General features: G+C 72.2%; 15 protein-coding genes. 5 read left to right on the forward strand and 10 right to left on the reverse strand.

Annotated features, from left to right (window positions below):
- Nucleotides 1-15 precede the first annotated feature (15 nt).
- The 3 genes from ACQPZ4_RS44035 to ACQPZ4_RS44045 are packed head-to-tail and all read right to left on the reverse strand — an operon-like array spanning nucleotide 16 to nucleotide 4,083.
- On the reverse strand, nucleotides 16-2,505 hold the full coding sequence (locus ACQPZ4_RS44035) for an Hsp70 family protein (RefSeq protein ID WP_433050364.1): 2,490 nt from the start codon (nucleotides 2,503-2,505) through the stop codon (nucleotides 16-18).
- A gap of 36 nt (nucleotides 2,506-2,541) precedes the next feature.
- On the reverse strand, nucleotides 2,542-3,276 hold the full coding sequence (locus ACQPZ4_RS44040) for a hypothetical protein (protein ID WP_433050367.1): 735 nt from the start codon (nucleotides 3,274-3,276) through the stop codon (nucleotides 2,542-2,544).
- 42 nt (nucleotides 3,277-3,318) lie between these two features.
- Nucleotides 3,319-4,083: a hypothetical protein gene (locus tag ACQPZ4_RS44045; protein ID WP_433050370.1), complete on the reverse strand. Its 765-nt coding sequence runs from the start codon at nucleotides 4,081-4,083 to the stop codon at nucleotides 3,319-3,321.
- 97 nt (nucleotides 4,084-4,180) lie between these two features.
- Between ACQPZ4_RS44045 and ACQPZ4_RS44050 the strand changes: the two genes are divergently transcribed.
- Nucleotides 4,181-5,767 (forward strand): cellulose binding domain-containing protein, encoded by a 1,587-nt coding sequence (locus ACQPZ4_RS44050; protein ID WP_433050373.1) that lies wholly within the window; start codon nucleotides 4,181-4,183, stop codon nucleotides 5,765-5,767.
- A 52-nt stretch (nucleotides 5,768-5,819) separates the two neighbouring features.
- Here the strand turns inward: ACQPZ4_RS44050 and ACQPZ4_RS44055 are convergent, their stop codons facing one another.
- Nucleotides 5,820-6,446: a DUF899 family protein gene (locus ACQPZ4_RS44055; RefSeq protein ID WP_433050376.1), complete on the reverse strand. Its 627-nt coding sequence runs from the start codon at nucleotides 6,444-6,446 to the stop codon at nucleotides 5,820-5,822.
- Here ACQPZ4_RS44055 and ACQPZ4_RS44060 point away from each other — a divergent pair.
- On the forward strand, nucleotides 6,445-6,690 hold the full coding sequence (locus ACQPZ4_RS44060; RefSeq protein WP_433050379.1) for a hypothetical protein: 246 nt from the start codon (nucleotides 6,445-6,447) through the stop codon (nucleotides 6,688-6,690). The genes ACQPZ4_RS44055 and ACQPZ4_RS44060 overlap by 2 nt on opposite strands.
- Before the next feature lie 50 nt (nucleotides 6,691-6,740).
- A complete protein-coding gene (locus tag ACQPZ4_RS44065) occupies nucleotides 6,741-8,774 on the forward strand; it encodes a sigma-70 family RNA polymerase sigma factor (protein ID WP_433050382.1) in 2,034 nt (677 codons plus the stop codon).
- A 5-nt stretch (nucleotides 8,775-8,779) separates the two neighbouring features.
- Here ACQPZ4_RS44065 and ACQPZ4_RS44070 read toward each other — a convergent pair whose 3' ends face one another.
- On the reverse strand, nucleotides 8,780-10,582 hold the full coding sequence (locus ACQPZ4_RS44070) for a PH domain-containing protein (protein WP_433050385.1): 1,803 nt from the start codon (nucleotides 10,580-10,582) through the stop codon (nucleotides 8,780-8,782).
- Between the two features lie 252 nt (nucleotides 10,583-10,834).
- Between ACQPZ4_RS44070 and ACQPZ4_RS44075 the strand changes: the two genes are divergently transcribed.
- Nucleotides 10,835-12,718, forward strand: coding sequence for an adenylyl cyclase (locus tag ACQPZ4_RS44075; RefSeq protein WP_433050388.1), 1,884 nt, complete (start codon nucleotides 10,835-10,837; stop codon nucleotides 12,716-12,718).
- Between the two features lie 70 nt (nucleotides 12,719-12,788).
- Here the strand turns inward: ACQPZ4_RS44075 and ACQPZ4_RS44080 are convergent, their stop codons facing one another.
- From ACQPZ4_RS44080 to ACQPZ4_RS44100, 5 genes are all read right to left on the reverse strand, one after another.
- Nucleotides 12,789-12,935 carry a hypothetical protein gene (locus tag ACQPZ4_RS44080; RefSeq protein ID WP_433050391.1) on the reverse strand — a complete coding sequence of 49 codons (147 nt, stop codon included), beginning with the start codon at nucleotides 12,933-12,935 and terminating at the stop codon, nucleotides 12,789-12,791.
- 169 nt (nucleotides 12,936-13,104) lie between these two features.
- Nucleotides 13,105-13,611: a GNAT family N-acetyltransferase gene (locus ACQPZ4_RS44085; RefSeq protein ID WP_433050394.1), complete on the reverse strand. Its 507-nt coding sequence runs from the start codon at nucleotides 13,609-13,611 to the stop codon at nucleotides 13,105-13,107.
- Nucleotides 13,608-14,468 carry a hypothetical protein gene (locus ACQPZ4_RS44090; protein ID WP_433050397.1) on the reverse strand — a complete coding sequence of 287 codons (861 nt, stop codon included), beginning with the start codon at nucleotides 14,466-14,468 and terminating at the stop codon, nucleotides 13,608-13,610. The genes ACQPZ4_RS44085 and ACQPZ4_RS44090 overlap by 4 nt, the downstream gene beginning before the upstream one ends.
- Nucleotides 14,469-14,489: 21 nt before the next feature.
- Nucleotides 14,490-15,794, reverse strand: a complete 1,305-nt coding sequence (locus tag ACQPZ4_RS44095; protein WP_433050400.1) for a glutathionylspermidine synthase family protein — start codon at nucleotides 15,792-15,794, stop codon at nucleotides 14,490-14,492.
- A 1-nt stretch (nucleotide 15,795) separates the two neighbouring features.
- Nucleotides 15,796-16,155, reverse strand: coding sequence for a hypothetical protein (locus ACQPZ4_RS44100; protein ID WP_433050403.1), 360 nt, complete (start codon nucleotides 16,153-16,155; stop codon nucleotides 15,796-15,798).
- 233 nt (nucleotides 16,156-16,388) lie between these two features.
- Here ACQPZ4_RS44100 and ACQPZ4_RS44105 point away from each other — a divergent pair, with 233 nt between their 5' ends.
- Entirely contained in the window at nucleotides 16,389-18,191 is a 1,803-nt protein-coding gene (locus ACQPZ4_RS44105) for an arabinofuranosidase catalytic domain-containing protein (protein ID WP_433050406.1), read from the forward strand.

Consider the following 18,191-nt stretch of genomic DNA (forward strand, 5'->3'; position numbering starts at 1 on the left):
AACGATTTTGTACCGTCAGGTCGCGGTCGGCCGCGGCCCGTTCGTGGTCGCCGGCGGGCGGCTGGACGGGGTCACCGGCTCGGCGCCGACCGTCAGGGTGACGGTGCCGTTCTTGGCCACCTGCTTGCTCGCCCGCGGGTCCTGGGAGAGCACGTGGTTGACCTGGTCCGGATCGTCCGTGGTCTTCTTGGTGGTCTTGATGTTGCCCGTGAAGCCGTTGTCCTTGAGCTTCTGCTTGGCGTAGTCGATGTACAGCCCGCTCAGATCCGGCATGGTGATGTACTCGACCTTCGGGGCCGTCGTCGCGCCCCGGGTCTCGTTCGCCGTGTTGTCCGTCTGGTACGGGTCGATGCTCCCCGCCCCGCCCGCGCCGTTCCCGCCGTCGGCGCCGTTCGGGCCCGGGTTGGCGGAGGCCTGCGGGGCCGGGGACTGGCTGTTGGCGGCGGGCTTGTCCTTGTCGCCCAGCCCGACGAGGTACACGGTGGTCCCGGCGCCGGCCAGCGCCAGCAGCGCGATGACCACGAGCATGGCGTTGAGCCAGTTGCGGCCCTTGCGCGGGGACGCGGCCGGCCGATCGTCGTACACGGGCACGACCCGGCTCGACGGCCCCGGCGAGACCGGCATGTTGGCGGGCATGGGCGGCGGCGGCACGTACCGCGGCACGGCCGGCATCGCGACCGGCTGATGCCCCGGCGGCATGTGCCCAGGAGGCGGCGTCGAGGGCTGCACGACGGGATATCCGCCGGTTTGGTACACCTGGCCCCGCGGCGGGCCCGAAACGGGCATCCCCGACGTGGGTACCCCGGAAACGGGCATCCCGGACGCAGGCATCCCCGACGCTGGCATCCCCGACGCAGGCATCCCAGAAACGGGCGGACCGGACACGGGCGCGCCGTACCCACCGGGCGGCGCGGACGAAGGCGCAACCGGCGGCGCGGACGCGGGAGCAACCGGCGGCGCCGACGAGGGCGCGACCGGCGGCGGCATCGAGAAACCGGCGTTGGCGGCCGCATCCCGATCCGGCCACATGATCCCGGGATCGGTGCCCGGCTGCTGCGCCGCGCCCGCTGGGGGCTGAGCCGCGAAACCCTGCGCCGCGGCCGGATTGGCGTCCTGATGAGCCGGAGGCGTATGAGGCGCATGCATCGCAGAAGCCGCAGCAGCACCCGCCAGCGGGCTCACGTCAGCAGCCGGGGAAGCGACCGGAGCCGAGGCCGGAGCCGGGGTGGAAGGGCCCGTGGCCATCGAGGCGTACGGCGCGGCCGCAGCAGCCGCGGCCGGCCACAGCGGCGCACCCTCCCCGGTACCGTCCGAAGGCCGCGCCGACAGCGAAAGCAGGCACCCCTCGGCCACCACGATCTCGGGCTGCTCGGTGATCGTCGGCGCGATGTTCAAGGTCCGGTGCAGCATGGTCGCCACCAGCGGAATCCGGCTCCCGCCGCCGACCAGCAGTACGCCCGCCACGTCGTCCGGCGCGATGCCGGCCTGCCGGATCAGCGCCGCGGTCGTGAACACCGTGCGCTCCAGCAGCGGCTTCGCCGCCGCCTCGAACTCGTCGCGGGTCAGCTGGGCGTCCACGTTGAGCGGCGCCGGCATCTGCAGGACGACGGCCGGTGCCCGCGAGAGCATCTCCTTGGCCACCCGCGCGTCGTGCCAGAGCATCCGCCGGTGCCGCAGCGACTCGGGGTCCTGCGCGTCCGCGAGGCGGGTCCAGAGCTCGGGGTCGTTCGGCGAGTACCGCTCCCCCAGCCACCGCACGATCGTCGCGTCGATGTCGAGCCCGCCGACGTCGTTCAGCCCGTCGACCGCGACCGCCTCGAAGCCGGCCTCGCGCCGCACGACCACGCTGGCGTCGAAGGTGCCGGCACCCAGGTCGTACACGACGAGGGCCTTGCCGACCGGCACCTGCTGGTCGAGCACGGCGGTGAAGGCGTGCGCGGCCGCGACCGGCTCGGGCACGAGCAGCGCGGCCCCCAGCCCGGCCCGGCGGGCGGCCTCGGCGAGCACGGCCCGGCGCTGGGTGCCCCAGCCGGCCGGGTGGGCGATCGCGACGGCGAAGTCCTCGGACCCGGCGACCCGCTTGGCCTCGGCGAACACGAACCGCAGGACGGCCGCGACGAGGTCGGCCACGGCCACCTCGCGCGCGCCGAGCAGGATCGAGGGCTCGTCGATGTGCTGCTTCGGGTTCGGCTCCAGCCCGGCCGGATCGAACCGCGCGTGATGCAGCGCGTCCCCGCCCACGACAAGGTCAGAGACGCCCACGGCAGCGCCGGACCCGCCCGCGGCAGCGCCGGCTCCGGACGCGGCAGCGCCGGCTCCGGACGCGGCAGGGTCGGACCCGGGCGCGGCGGAGGCCGGGCCCGGCTTGGTCGGGGCGAAGACGGCGGACGGGAGCAACGGGTTGGCGTCGAACAACAGCGGCCTGACCCGGCCGTCGGGCCACCGCATCAGAGCTACCGTGTTCGAGGTGCCGAAGTCGATCCCGAGCCCGAAGGCCGGTGACATGGCCTCATCGTAGTTCGCGAACGCCCGGCCCTACGATCACGTTTCGGACGGTGCGGGTCGCAGTTCGGACAGCTCTTCGTACGCCGCAAGGGTGGCCGCCGTCCGCTCACCCACCTCGGCGAGGGGGTCGGCGACCAGGGTCTCCCCCGGCAGGTCCCCGGCGAGCAGCACCCGCGCCCGCGCCGTGGCCAGCTCCCGCCGCTCGTGGTGATCGAGCGAGGCCGCGAGCCGCCCCAGCGCCGCCGTCCGCGCCGCGAGCTGGGCGTCCAGATCGCGAAGCCGATCCTCGGCCGCCTCGATGCGCTCGTCCAGCTCGTCGAAGAGACAGCCGCCGAGCGACGCGCGCGGGCGCCCGGCGGCGAGGTCCGCGCGGGTCGCGCGCAGCTCGTCGAGGTTCGCGCGCAGGCTGACCCGGGCCGCGATGAGCCGAGCCACGTTGTACCGCGTGATCTCCAGCGTCGGCCGGATGTCCGCCGGCTCGGCCATGGCCCCGAGCGCCGGCCAGCGCAGCCGCACCTCGCGGAGGGCCGCCTCGGCCGCCTGCCATTCGGGGATCGCCGCGCCGCAGATGCGGACGCCGCCCAGCCCGTACCGCATGAAGGCGCCCACCACCAGCAGCAGCGCCCCGGCCCCGAACAGCGCCGCGACCACCCCGGCCGGGAACAGCGCGAGCCCGAGCGGCGGGATCAGCCACGGCCAGCGGGGCACGGCGCGGCGCGGGTCGCGGACCACGCAGACCGCCGTCCGCTGCCGCTGCTCGTGCCGTCCCATCGGCACATCATGCCCCACGAACGCCGGGTTCACATCGAAGGCTCACACTGTGCCACCCCCGGCTTCACCCGACGCGGGTGAGGGTGACGCGGAGGGTGACCGTGAGCCCGAAGATCCCCCGGACGGAGGGGCCGAAAGTTCCCAATACGCGTCCAGCGCCGCCCCGGTACGGCCGGCCACCTCCCCCAGCCCGTCCGGCTCGACCGCGTCCGGGCGCGCCGCGACCAGCTCGGCGCGGCGTACAGCCTCGCGGGCCTGCTCAGCCCGGCGTACCCGCTCCGCGTGCTCCCCCGCGGCCGCGCCCAGCCGCCGCAACGCCGCGACCCGCCGCCCGAGCTCCCCGGCGACCTCGGCCCGCCGCGCGTCGACCTCGGCATACAGCGTGCCGGAGGCGTCGTCGCCCGGCAGGTCGCGCGCGACGCCGCGCAGCTCCGCCGCGGCCCGGTCGAGCTCGGCCCGCCGGTCCAGCAGCTCGGCCAGCCGGTACCGCGCCCGCGCCAGCTCCGGCCCGATGTCCCGCGGGTCGGCCGGCGCGCCCAGCGTGGGCCACGCCGCGCGAATCTCCTCCGTCAGCCGCTCGATCTCGGCCCACTCGCCGAGCGCCTGCTCGGGGATGGCGATCGAGTCGGCGTCGTACTCGTACTCGTGCTTGGCCAGGACCCGCCAGATGAACCCGAGCCCGAACAGGATCGCGACCGTGAGCAGCGCCAGCCCCGGCGAGTAGCTCAGCAGGACCAGGCCGAGCAGCGGAAACAGCCACCAGAGGCGCAACGTGAGCGGTTCGGCTCGGTGGGGCTCGCGGGGCATGGGATCGATCGTGAGGTACCGATGCAAGCATTGACTTTTAGTTAACTTTATTTATCGTTGTGCCTCAATAGGACTCTGTCTTGTCTGGAGGCAGTGCATGACATCCCGACTCCGGATCGCCCTGGCGGCCGCGGCGGTCCTCGTGACCGCGGGCGGCATCGCGGCGATCACGACCCCGGCGCAGGCCGCCGGCTCCCTGAACGCGACGCTCAGCTACGACTCCGACTGGGGCAGCGGCTACCAGGCGAAGTACACGATCACGAACGGGACGGCCGCCACCGTCTCGACGTGGAAGGTGGAGTTCGACCTGCCGTCGGGCTCGACGCTCGGCAGCTACTGGGACGCGCTGATGGCCCAGAGCGGCACGCACGTGACCGCCAACAACCGCACCTACAACGCGCCGCTCGCCCCGGGCGCGACCGCCAGCTTCGGGTTCCTGGTGTCCGGCTCCGGCAAGCCCGCCAACTGCAAGCTCAACGGCGCTTCGTGCGCGGGCGTTACAGACACGACCGCGCCGTCGGTACCGTCCAGTCTCCGCGTCACCGCCACGACGTCCTCCAGCGTGAGCCTCGCCTGGAACGCGTCCACCGACAACGTCGGCGTGACCGGCTACGACATCTACCGGGGCGGGACGCTGGCGGCATCGGTAACGGGCACGAGCGGTACCGTATCCGGTTTGTCCGCTTCGACGGCCTACACCTTCACGGTGAAGGCCCGCGACGGCGCCGGCAACGCCTCGGGCGCCAGCAACCAGGTCAGCGCGACCACCCAGGCCGGCGGCGGGGGCGGCGGAGGCGGCGGGGGCACGACCCTGGCCACCGCCCCGTACGTCGACATGGGCGCCTGGCCGACGCCGACGCTCACCGACATGGCGACCGCGGGCAACCTGAAGAACTTCACGCTCGCGTTCGTCAACAGCGCCGGGTGCAAGGCGTCGTGGTTCAACGCGTACGACCCGCGCGCCGCGTGGGCCAAGGACCAGATCGACGCCGTCCGCGCCCGCGGCGGCGACGTGAAGATCTCCTTCGGCGGGGCGAGCGGCATCGAGCTGGCCCAGGCGTGCTCGACGCCGGCCCAGGTCGCGGCCGAGTACCAGGCGGTCGTCGACGCGTACAGCCTCAAGTACATCGACCTCGACATCGAGGGCGCCGCGGTCGCCGACCCGACCACGATCGCCCGCCGCTCGCAGGCCCTCGCGCTGCTGCAGGCGGCCCGCCCGAACGTGAAGATCTCGCTGACCCTGCCGGTGCTGCCCGAGGGCCTCACCAGCGACGGCGTCAACGTGGTCCGCTCCGCTCGCGACGCCGGGGTCAACCTCGACCTGGTCAACGTGATGGCGATGGACTACCAGCGCAGCAGCGGCGACTACGGCAACTTCGCGGTGCAGGCCGCGCAGTCGACGTTCACGCAGCTCAAGGGCCTGTACCCGAGCAAGACCGACGCGCAGGTCTGGCGCATGCTCGGCGTCACCCCGATGCTGGGCAAGAACGACGACGGCGGCACGTACGACCAGAACGACGCGCGCCAGCTGGTCTCGTTCGCCCAGACCAACCACCTCGGGATGCTCTCCTTCTGGGAGGCCACCCGCGACCGCAACGCGTGCAACGGCGCGCTGTACATGTGCACGAACATCCCGCAGTCCCCGTACGAGTTCTCGAAGATCTTCGCCGCGTACACCGGCTGAGGCTCCGCCGCGGCGGGGCGATCCAGGTCGCCCCGCCGCGCACCGCCGCGACTCAGCCGTAGGTCGGCTTCTGCGGCCAGCCGGCCGGCGAGTCCTCCCAGTCCTCCTGCCGCCCGTACGCCGTGACGTCGAGGATGTTGTTCGAGAACAGCAGCCGGTCCACGCCGCGCTGGGTCGTGTTGTACGTGCGGTAGACCTCGTCCCCGTCGCGCAGGAACACGGTGAGCATGAAGCCGCCGCCCGCGTCGCAGTCCTCGGCGAACGCGGTGCCGCGCGAGGAGACGAACGGGATGCTCCAGCCCCGCTCGGCCTTGTACTTCTCGATCTGCGCCAGCGGCATGTTGGACACGTTCGTCCAGCTCACACCCTTTTCGGCCAGGCGCGGCAGGGCGGTCGGCGGGATGTTGTCGGTGAACGCGGTGCAGCCCGGGCAGTAGTGGTCCGGGCCGTTGTCCATGAACTGGTACACGACGAGCTGGTCGCGCCCCTCGAACAGGTCGACCAGCGTGCGCGGGCCGTCCGGGGTGTCGAACGCGTACTCCCCGAAGCGCACCATCGGCAGCCGCCGGCGCCGCGCGGCGATCGCGTCGAGCCGGCGGGTCGCCTCCTTCTCGGCCGTGAGCAGCTCGTCGCGGGCCTGCCGATATTCCTCCGTCGATACGATCCGTGGCTTCTCCATGCGCCCGATTCTGCCCGCGCGCCTTACGATCGGCACCGTGAAACCGAAGACGATCGAGCGCACCGCCGCGCAACCGCGCACGATCGGACGCGTCGGCGCCGCGCAACCGCGCGTGATCGAGCACGCCGGCGCCGCGCAACCGCGCGTGATCGAGCACGCCGGCGCCGCGCAACCGCGCACGATCGAGCACGCCGGCGCCGCGCAACCGCGCACAAGCGAGCGCGCCGCCGTGGCTGGGCGCTGAAAAGTGTTATGCGCGCCGGTCGGGGCCGGTCTGAAGACGGCGTGCGCGTGATGGAACGGTCCGATGCGGACCTCGTGGAGAAGGCCCGCGGCGGCGACCGCGCGGCGCTGGAGGCGCTCGCCCAGCGGTACCTGCCGCTCGTCTACACCGTCGTCGGCCGGGCCGCCGACGCGGATCTCGACGTCGACGACATCGTGCAGGAGACCATGGTGCGGCTCGTGGCCGGGCTGCCGTCGGTGCGCGAGGCCGAGCGCTTCCGCGCGTGGGTGGTGACGATCGCGCTGCGGCAGGTGACCGATGCGCGCGGCGCCGCGCGGGCGCGGCGGCTGCTCGCGGCCGAGCCGGGCGAGCTGGCCGAGCGGCCCGACCCCGGCTCGGACTTCGTCGGGCTGTCGATGCTGCGCGAGGCGCTCACCAACGAACAGCGCGAGGTGGCGGCGGCGACGCGCTGGCTCGACGAGGGGTACCGGCAGCTGCTGTCGCTCTGGTGGCTCGAGGTCGGCGGGCACCTGACGCGGGCCGAGGTCGCCGCCGCGCTCGGCGAGCCGCCCGGGCACGTGGCGGTGCGCGTCCAGCGGATGAAGGAGCAGCTCGACACCGCCCGCGCCGTCGTGCGCGCCGTGCACGCGCGGGCGCGCTGCGCCGAGCTCGACGCGGTGCTCGAGGGCTGGAACGGCGAGCCGGATCCGTTGTGGCGCAAGCGGATCGCCCGGCACCTGCGGGACTGCGACACCTGCGGCGGGACGCGCGGACGCCTCATCCCGCCCGAGCGGCTGCTGGCCGGCCTGCCCCTGCTCGTACCGCCGAAGTCGCTGCTCAAGTCCAAGGCGCTGCTGCTCAAGGTGCTCGCCGGCGCCGCCGTGGCGATCGTGGGCGCGGTCGCGTTCGTCGCGCTCCCGCACCAGAGCCCGGCCCCGCCGCCCGCCGCGTCGTCGGAGAACAATGCGGTGGTCGCGGAGGCACCGGCGGTACAACAGGGGCTCGGAAGCGTTTCACCAACGCCTGCGAAAAGCGCTCCCGCGCAGCCGTTCACGGACAAGGTGCCGGCGCTCCCGCGCGTCGTGTCGGCCAAGGACGTCGGCGCGGTCCGGCAACATTCGCGCATCGCCGGGCGGGACAACGGACAGAGCACGAAGTACAACGAACGCTCGGTCTGGGTCTTCGACGACACGACCCTGCAGAACCCGTGGGGCTTCCTGTCCAGCACGAGCGCGGCCACGAAGGACCTGGACGCGAGCGACGGCATCGACCTGAGTGCGGACGCGCCGGCCGACCTGATCCCGCACACCCAGGCCGAGCGCGACTTCGAAAAGCAACACGACAAAAGCGGCGGTTGTACCGCCCAATCGGACCCGTTCTGCGGCTCCTCCTTCGCCTACTGGCCCGGCCCGGTGATCGCCGACCCGGCGCGCGGGCGCGTGCTCGTCTTCTACGGCAAGCTGTGCCGCGGCGGCGGCGAGGGCACCCCGTGCTCGGGCCCGCTCGGCAAGGGCCTCGGCACCGGCGTGGCCGCGGTCGACATGAACAAGGGCACCGTCACCCGCCTGACCGCGGCGAACGGCCCGGCGGTCACCAGCGTCGAGGGCGTGGACCGGACCATGTTCTTCCCCGACGGCCAGGGCTGGAGCTCCGCCGCGCTGGTCGTGGACAACGCGGTGTACGCGTACGGCGCCTGCACGTACCAGGGCTGCCACCTCGCCAAGGTGGCGCTGACGGACATCGCCGACCGCGCGAGGTGGACGTTCTGGACGGCCAAGGGCACCTGGTCGCCGGACCCGGGCGCGGCGGCGAACACGATCGCGGCGGGCGCGGCCGGCGAGACGGTCTTCTACGTCCCGGCCCTGAAGGCGTGGATGAACGTCCTGCTCGCGTACGGCTCGACCACCGCCCAGTTCCAGGTCGGCGGCTCCCCGTCCGGCCCCTGGTCCAAGCCGCAGACCCTGGGCCAGACCATGGCCGGCGCATACGCCATGTTCGGCCACGTCGAATACGCGCAACGCGACGGACTCGTGCAGTACCTGACGTACTTCCACCCCGAATCGGGCGCCCAACGCCTCTACCGCGTGGAGTTCGCGACCGGCTAAAGCAGCTAACCGAACAGTCCGGTGAGCACCAGCGCGTAGAGCAGCGACTCGACCAACCACGCCGCGTACAGCAGGGCCGGCGCGGGAGGTGCGACCGGGGCGGGCGGCAGCGACACCGTATCCCGCACACGCTCGCGCACCCGCGCGGCCGCCCGTTCCATCGAGAGCCGCAGCGCCCCCGAGAGCTGGTGCCCGGTCCGCTCGTCGCCGGACAGGAAGCGCGGCAGCAGCGGGTGCTCGCCGCGCGCGGTCACGACCAGGCCCGCGCCGTGGTGGTCGGTCTCGATGGTCACCGCGCCGTGCCGGTCCGCGCGGACGGCGTGCACGTCCGACCAGACGAGCAGCCGCGCGCCGATGCTGCCGACCACGCTGAGCCCGGCGCCGTTCCAGCTGACGCGCGGGCGCAGGAACAGCCGCCACCCGGACAGGCAGGCGATCGCGACGATCGGGGCCGTGACCGCGACCGCGCCCCAGTACGGCAGGGCCGGCAGCAGCCGCGACAGGATGACGAGGAAGGGCCAGGAGGAGGCGACCACCACCGCGTAGCCGGAGAAGCGGTTGTGCCGGTGGGTGTGCACGGTCTCCGGGTCGGCCGCGACGTCCTCCGGCCGCAGCGCCAGGATCTCCTCGGGCCGCAGCGGCAGCCGCGCCGGGTCCGGAACGCCCGTCAGGTCGTCGAACTCGGGGTCGGGAGCCGGGCCGCCGTAGGCGGGGGCGAAGCGTCCGCTGCGCGCCGGGCCGCGCGGGACGAGCAGCTCGCCGTCGATCGCGACCGCGCACCAGTGCCGCTGGGCCGGGACGCCGAACAGGATGCCCGGGCGGATCTCGTCGGCGCCGTGCCGGGCCAGGGCGAAGAACTCCATCAGCGCGGGCTCGCCCGGCCGCGCGTCGGTGGCGTAGACGGCGACGCGGCCGCCGAGCGCCCAGACGTACACCTCGGTGGCGGGCTGCTCCCCCGCGAACAACGCGCGCGCGGCCGCCGAGCGCTCCCGCGCGCGGGCCAGGCACCCGGCGGCCAGCCCGGCGCTCAGCACGGCGAGCGAGAGCCAGCCGCTCGTGTCGTACGGCTCGCTCACCAGCTGGTAGAGCCCGTCCCCGGCGACCAGGACGGCCACCCGCGAGCCCACCGGATGCTCGTCGGAGTCGCCGACGGTGACGCGCACGGTCGCGGCGCCCGGCAGCCGCACCTCGAGGGTGTACTCGTCGGGGTGCGCGGTGACCTCGGCCGTCACGCGGTCGGCGGCGGCCAGGCGCCCGTCCGCGTCCGACTGCGCGAGCAGCGCCGACCCGGCAATGCCAAGAGCCAGCAGCAGCAGCGGTACCGCCAGCAGCCGCCACCCCAGCCCGTAGCGCGGCAGCGACGCGGGCGCCGGCGGCTTGCGGTGCGAGGTGGTCGCCGCCCACATCTCGGCGGCGCCGCCGAGCCCGGGCGGGGCCAGCCGGGCGGCCACGAAGGCGAGGACCGCGAGCGCCGCGTCCGCGCCCGTGAGCCAGGGCGGGGAGGCGAGGTCCGGGTGCGCGACCTGCCAGATCGCGTCGGCGGTGAAGAACAGCGCGGCGAGCCAGGCGGTGACCGGCAGCGAGACGAACGCGACCACGGGCAGCGCGGCGACGAGGCCGAAGAGCAGCCCGTCGAGCCAGTCCGGGCCGCACGGCGCGGCGTCGGAGCACTCGACCGGCGGGTCGAACGCGATGTGCAGCGACAGCACCGCGATCGCGGCCACCACGACGAGCAGCGCGCGGGCGCGGCGCCAGCGCACGGGGCGCACGGTCCACCCGAAGACGTCGGCGGTCAGCAGCGGGGTCATTTGCCCGCCATTCTTCCCCAGCGCGGCCCGCCCATGCCGGCAAGGGGTCGGGCGGTCACCCTGCAAGAGAGCGGGTTCCGTGGGCATCAAGGCCGATTTGTACCCGTGGACCAGTCGCGATGTTCCCTGTAACGTCCTGCCGTGAAAGCGCTCTCTCGCATTTGTGGCGCGTCACCCCCGCCTCGCGATGCTCGCCCCATCGTCGCCATGGGTCGCGGTTGCGCGCCACCGGAGGAAAGTAGGTCGCGTTTCATGCCATTGGTTCCCTCCGGCCAGGCGTCCGCCAGGTCTGCCGGCACGACCGGACGCCGCCGCGGCCGGTGGTTCGCCCTCGGGGCGGCCGTGCTGCTGACCGCGGTCGCCGCCGTCTCCACCCCCGGCGCCGCCGCGGCCGCGCCCGCCGGTCGCGGGTCGTCCGGCCAGCCCGACTTCGGGCCGAACGTCAAGATCTTCGACCCGTCGATGACGGTGGAGCAGATCAAGGCGACCACGGACGCCGTCCTGGCCCAGCAGATCGACAACGAGATGGGCACGCAGCGCTACACGCTGCTGTTCAAGCCGGGCACGTACGGCACGCCCGAGCACCCCCTGATCTTCCAGGTCGGGTACTACACCGAGGTGGCCGGCCTCGGGCTCAACCCCACCGACACGGTCATCAACGGCCACGTCGACGTGTACAACCGCTGCCTCGCGGCGGACAACTGCATCGCGCTGGTCAACTTCTGGCGGTCGATGTCCAACCTCACCATCAACGTGGCCGGCGAGTCCGGCTGCCGCTCCACCGGTGAGTTCTGGGCGGTGTCGCAGGCCGCGCCGCTGCGCCGGGTGAAGTTCAACGGCAACGCCACCTTCATGGACTACTGCACCGCCGGTCCGCAGTACGCCTCCGGCGGCTTCATGTCCGACTCGGTGACCAGCACCCTGACCAACGGGTCGCAGCAGCAGTTCCTGGTCCGCGACAGCAACATCGGGACCTGGTCGAACGCCGTGTGGAACCAGGTGTTCTCCGGGGCCGTGGGCGCGCCCGCGCAGCAGTTCCCGAACCCGCCGTACACCACGCTGGACAGCACGCCGGCCAGCAAGGAGAAGCCGTACCTGTACATCGACGCCAAGGGCAAGTGGAACGTCTTCGAGCCGGCGTTGCGCAAGAACAGCTCGGGCGCCAGCTGGGTCAACGGTCCCACCCCGGGCCGCTCGATCCCGCTCTCGGACGTCTACCTGGCCAAGCCGTCGGACTCGGTGCTGCAGATCAACCTGCAGCTCGCGCTGGGCAAGCACCTGATCTTCACGCCCGGCGTGTACAACATCAACAGCTCGATCCTCGTCTGGCGCCCGGACACCGTGGTGCTCGGCATGGGCATCGCCACGCTGACCGCGGTCGGCGGCGCGGTCCCGATGTGGATCGCCGACAGCAAGGGCATCTCGGTCTCGGGCATCATGATCGACGCCGGTACCGTGAACTCGCCCGCGCTCATGCAGGTCGGCACCAAGCTCGGCGGCGCGCTGAACCTCGGTGACGCCAACGACCCGACGGTCCTGCACGACGTGTTCTTCCGCGTCGGCGGCCCGCACGTCGGCAAGGCGGACGTGAGCCTGGAGGTCAACTCCGACCACGTCATCCTCGACGACATCTGGGCCTGGCGCGCGGACCACGGCGTCGCGGGCTCGGTCGGCTGGGACATCAACACCGGCCGCAACGGCGTCATCGTCAACGGCGACGACGTCCTCGCGACGGGCCTGTTCGTCGAGCACTACCAGCAGTACAACGTGATCTGGAACGGCGAGCGCGGCAAGACGATCTTCTTCCAGAACGAGCTCCCGTACGACCCGCCGAACCAGGCCGCGTGGCAGCACGACGGCGTGCTCGGCTGGGCCGCGTACAAGGTCAACGACAAGGTGAAGACCCACGAGCTGTGGGGTGGCGGCGCCTACATCTTCACGAACGTCGACCCGACCATCCACGCGGCGCACGGCTTCGAGGTCCCCAACCGCCCGGGCGTCAAGCTCCACGACATCCTGACGGTGAACCTCTCGGCCGGCACCATCGACCACGTCGTCAACGACACGGGCGCCCCGGTGGCGACCGAGACCGGCGTCGGCGTGCCCAGCTACGTCACGAGCTACCCGGCGAGCTGACCACCGCTTTGTGAGTTCTCCGCGCAACAAGAACGGCGCCCGGCTCTTCGGCCGGGCGCCGTTTCACGTATCAGAGAATGAATCGCCTGTCGGCGAGTGGGCCGGCGATCGAGGTGCCGGGCTCCGCCGGCAACCAGAACACATCGTCCGACGCGTCCTCTGGCTCGACGTTGACCTGGTTTTCCCGGACGTCACTGCTGAGCACCGCGCTATCCATGCCGACATCGGTACCCCTTGTGGGTGACCGCAAACGCCCTGAGCTGTGACGAAACGCTCAAACGGTAAGGCCCGCCAGGCGATCTTCCGCGTTACCGGCCACGGCGCGGATCCGGATAAATGCGGATAAAGGCGAGCATGTCGTGACGCGCCGGCGCCCGACATGTCGCCTATATCCGCATGGAATACACGAGGACCTCCGAACCCGGCCCGTAGTCCGAGGTCCGCTTCTCCAGCGTCAGGCCGGCGTTCGCCGCGACGCGCTGGGAGGCCAGGTTGTCCGGGTGGATGATCGCGATCACGCGGTCCGCCCCGAGCGCGTCGCGCGCCCAGTCCCGGCACGCCCGCGCCGCCTCCGTGGCCAGGCCCGTGCCCTGCAGCGCCGGCACGACGTGGTAGCCCAGTTCCAGCTCGTCCACGCCGTCGACGCGCTGGACGGTCAGGCCGCAGTCGCCCGCGAAGACGGCGCCGGCCCGCAGACGCAGGGTCCACAGGCCGTGGCCGTCCTCGCGGTACCGCCGCCGGTTGCGCCCGATCCATTCGAGGGTCTCCGGCCGGGTCTTCGGCCGCGGGTAGAACCGCATGACGTCCGGGTCGCCGAGGAGCCGGTCCAGGTCGTCGAGGTCGTCCGGGGACATCTCGTGGAACGTGAGGCGGGCGGTGCCGGGCGGGGTCACTCGACGTACAGGTTGATCACCGCGCTGATCGGCAGGGCGACCATGACGAGGAGGAAGGCGAGCAGGGCGGCCGCGCCGGTCTGCTGCTGGGCGTGGATGGTCTTGAGGGTGCACTCGCCGGTGAGCACGAACCAGTCGATCAGGTACCGGGCGACGTACAGGCCCACGTAGGCGATGCCGAGGGCGGCACCGAAGCCGGCCAGGCTCTCGGGCCACGTGGTGAAGTCGCCGGCGATCGAGCCGTACAGGATGAGGCCGACGGCGGTGAGGACGCCCGCGGATTCCAGGCCCTCGGTGACGCCGCCCCGGACCATGGCGAGGCGCAGGTTGCCGTGGGCGACGAGGCCGTGCAGGTAGAACGCGATCACCAGGCCGGCGATCCCGGCCACGGTGAACACGGCCGTCGAGGTGAGCGACGTGCGCAGGTTGGGCGCCTGGCCGATGAAGGTGGCCCGCACGACCAGCGCCAGGCCGAGGTAGAAGCCGAGGCGGACCAGGCCGACGGAGAGCGGCACGGTGTTGAGCGCGCCGAGCGGGGTCGCGCGGGTGCGCAGGATCATCCAGTCGGTGATCCAGAAGCCGAGCACGGCCAGCAGCGTCGCCCACAGGATGCCGCCGCCGACCCAGGCCAGCGAGTTCCAGTTGGTCAGGTCCTGGCCGACGAGGCTGGACACGCCGATGACCTGGACGGCGACGAAGCCGACCCGCTGGACGAGGTACCCCCAGTTCGACCGGGCCCACAGCTCGTCGTGGTCGTCGAAGGAGGTGACGGCGTTGAGCAGCCACCAGCCGCCGCCCACGCCGAGGATCACGATGAGCACCTGGAGCACCGCGATCAGGTCGGCGGTACCGTTCATGCCGTCTCCTAGTAACAGAACTTAAAAGCCACTGTGGTCGATGGTGTGCGGAACGAAGTGGCTCAGGTTGTCGGTGATCAGCCCGGCGCTCTCGCGGATGCCGAGCCCGGCCGGTTCGCCGTCGATCATCCAGACGCCCAGAACCGGGTGCCACTCGCCACCCCGGGGGTCGGTGTAGGCAGGCAGCGGGGCGAAGGACTGGCACACGAACGGGCCGCCGTAGTCGCCGGACGTGCTCGTCCTGGTGACGCCGTCCACGATGATCGAGACGTTGGCGCCCTCGCGGCCGAGCAGGGGCTTGCGCACGTAGGACGTCATCCACTCCGGGCGCTCGGACTCGAAGTACGCCGGCAGCAGGAGGTCCTTCTTCTCCGGGTCGTCGCCGAAGAGGTGCCACAGCACCGCGAGGAGGCCCTTGTTGCTCCAGAGCATCTTGTACGGCGGCTCGATCCAGACCGTACTGTCGCGGCGCGGGTCGCTCATGTCGCGGAAGCACTGCTTGGCGAACTGCTCCTGGAGCATCCACTCCCACGGGTACAACTTGAAGAGCACGTCGATGTGCTGGCCCTCGGGGTCGTAGAACCGGTCGCCGGCCTGCACGTCGCCCGCGCCGATCTCGTCCATCCAGAGGAACTTGACGCGGTACCCCTGCGGCTCGAGCGCCTGCCGCGCGGTCTCCATCATGTACTCGGTGTTGAACAGGTCCTCGCCGCTCTCCTCGGACCGGTCGCACGCGAAGTGCACGGTCATCGGGTTGAGCAGGTGGGTGCGGGCCTGCCGGAGCCGGCCCAGGTTGCGCTGCCAGGCGGCGACCAGCGCCTCGTGGATGCCGTTCCACTGGTCCTTGCCCTGGCCGGTCTGCTGCATCCAGTACCACTGGGCGACCGCCGCCTCGGGCAGGGACGTCGGGGTGTCGGCGTTGAACTCCAGCAGCTGCGGCAGGCCGGAGAACTCGCCCGCGTAGCGGATGTCGAACCGGCCGTAGATGCTCGGGCTGAAGTCGCCCTTGCTGCGCCCGCCCGGCTCGGTCTCGTCGTCCCACCAGGTGCGCTTGATCTGGTCCCAGGCGAACTCGGGGATGCCCAGCAGCTGGAACATGTTGTGGTCGATGACGAAGTCGCCGGCCGCGACGCACATCTCGAACAGCGTCGCGGCGCTCGCCGTCAGGGTGTCGATCTCGCGCGAGGAGAAGTCGTAGAACGGCCCCTCGCGCCAGTACGACATGGTGCCGCCGTCCGGGGTCGGGGTCTCGCTGAACACGATCCCCTGCGAGGCGATCTGCTGCCTCCAGTCCGGCCGGACGGCGCCCTCGGCGATGCGGCGCACGTCAGCTCCCCGAGCTCTTGCCGCTGCTGCTGCCGAAGCCGCCCGAGCTGACCTTGCCGTTGCTCACGTGCCCGGTCGCGGGCAGCCCGGCGTTGCTCCGCCCGACCGAGTCGGTGGAGGACACGCGGCTGCCGCCACCGCCGAGCCGGTAGCCCGGCGAGCGGCCCCGGCCGTAACTGCCCGTGTAGTAGTAGTGACCGGGCGAGCCGTCGTCGCAGCGGTAGTCGGGCACGACAACGCCGTTCTGATCCGCACAGTACGTCTGCTTCTCACGGCCGCATGCCGCCAGACCGCCCGTCGCCGCCAGCGCCGCCAGCGCGAGATAGCTCCGGCCCAGTGGCACCGACTTGGATCGCCTCATCGTCCGCTCCCTCAGGTGTGCCTTAGCACGGTAAATGACCTTCGCAAATCGCGCGAGGGGACGAGCCGTTCCGCAACCTGGTTGGCACCCCCGTCCTAGCGTGAGACACGTGAGCAACTGGCTTTCGCCGCCGCCGAAAGTCCATTTCGCCGGGTTCTGGCAGGAAGAATTCGGTCTCGCGATACTCACGGCATCGACCCGCCACGATGTTTTGTCTTCGTCGAGGAGATCTGATGCGATCACGGCTCCGCGCCGTGGTGGTCCTGCTGCTCGGGCTCGGGTGTCTCGCCGCCGCGCCCCAGCCCGCCCAGGCCGCCACCTCCCAGCCCTGCGACATCTACGGCGCCGCCGGCACGCCGTGTGTCGGGGCCCACAGCACCACCCGCGCCCTCTACTCGGGGTACGGCGGCCGCCTCTACCAGGTCCGCCGCGCCTCCGACGGGGCGCTGCTGGACATCGGGCTGCTCGCCGCCGGCGGGTACGCCGACGCCGACGCCCAGGACGCCTTCTGCACCGGCACCGCCTGCGTCGTCACCGTCGTCTACGACCAGTCGCCCCGCCACAACGACCTGACCATCGAGGGCCCCGGCACCGCGGGCGGCCAGGACGTCGGGGCGAACGCCGCTGCGCTGCCCGTGACCGCCGGCGGCCACCACGTGTACGGCCTGTACTTCAACGGCCGCACCGGCTACCGGCACCGCGTCGGCGCTGGGGTGGCGACCGGCGGCCAGCCCGAGGGCATGTACATGGTCGCGGCCGGGGGTCACGTCAACGACCAGTGCTGCTTCGACTACGGCAACGCCGAGGCCGAGATCGCCGACACCGGCAACGGGCACATGGACGCCGTCTCGCTGACCACCCGCTGCGTGAAGACCCCGCCGTGCACCGGCGCGGGGCCGTGGGTGGTGGCCGACCTGGAGAACGGGCTGTACCTCGGCAGCGGCCCCAACCCGGCCAACCTGGGCAACGCGACGCCGTTCGTCACCGCGCTGCTGAAGAACGACGGGCAGCACACGTTCGCGCTCAAGGGCGGCGACTCGCGCACCGGCGGGCTGAGCACCTGGTGGAACGGCGCGCTGCCGCCCGGCGGGTACCAGCCGATGCACCTCGAGGGCTCCATCGTGCTCGGCACCGGCGGCGACAACAGCAACCGCGCGATCGGCTCGTTCTTCGAGGGCGTGATGACGGCCGGGTACCCGACCGACGCCGCCGACGACGCCGTGCAGGCGAACATCGTGGCGGCCGGCTACGGCGGCGGTGCGAACAGTCCCGCGCCGGCCGCCCCGCTCACCGGTCCGGGCGGCAAGTGCGCGGACGGGCAGGATGCGAACGGTCCCGGCGTGGCGGTACAACTGTGGGACTGTCAGGGCAGTGCGGACCAGCGCTGGATTCACGGGTCCGACCAGTCCGTCTCGGCGCTCGGGCGCTGCCTGCACCTGGTGGGCAACGCGACCGGCAACGGCACCAAGGTCGAGCTGGCGGACTGCGCGGGCGGGGCGTACCAGCGGTGGGTGCAGCAGGCCGACGGCTCGCTGCGCAACCCGGTCTCCGGCCGCTGCCTGGACTCGCCCAGCGGCGCCACCGCCAACGGCACCAAGCTGCAGATCTGGGACTGCAACGGCCTGGCCCCGCAGAAGTTCGCGGTCACCGGCGGCGGCCCCGTCACGGGCCCCGGCAGCAAGTGCGCGGACGTGGCCGGCGACGACACCGGCGCCGGCAACGCGGCGGTACAGCTCTGGGACTGCCAGCCCGGCGCGCTCGACCAGCACTGGCTGCGCGGTGCGAACAGTTCGCTGCGCACCCTGGGCCGCTGCCTCGACGTGGTGGGCGGCGCGACCGCGAACGGCGCGAAGGTGCAACTCTTCGACTGCAACGGCGCGGGCGCGCAGAACTGGGTGCAGCAGGCGGACGGCACGCTGCGCAACCCGGCCTCGGGCCGCTGCCTGGACTCGCCCAACGGCGCCACCGCCAACGGCACCAGGCTGCAGCTGTACGACTGCAACGGCTCGGCCGCGCAGCGCTTCACGGTGAACTGA

It is taken from the genome of Dactylosporangium sp. CS-033363 (genome assembly GCF_050942475.1).
GTDB lineage: Bacteria > Actinomycetota > Actinomycetes > Mycobacteriales > Micromonosporaceae > Dactylosporangium.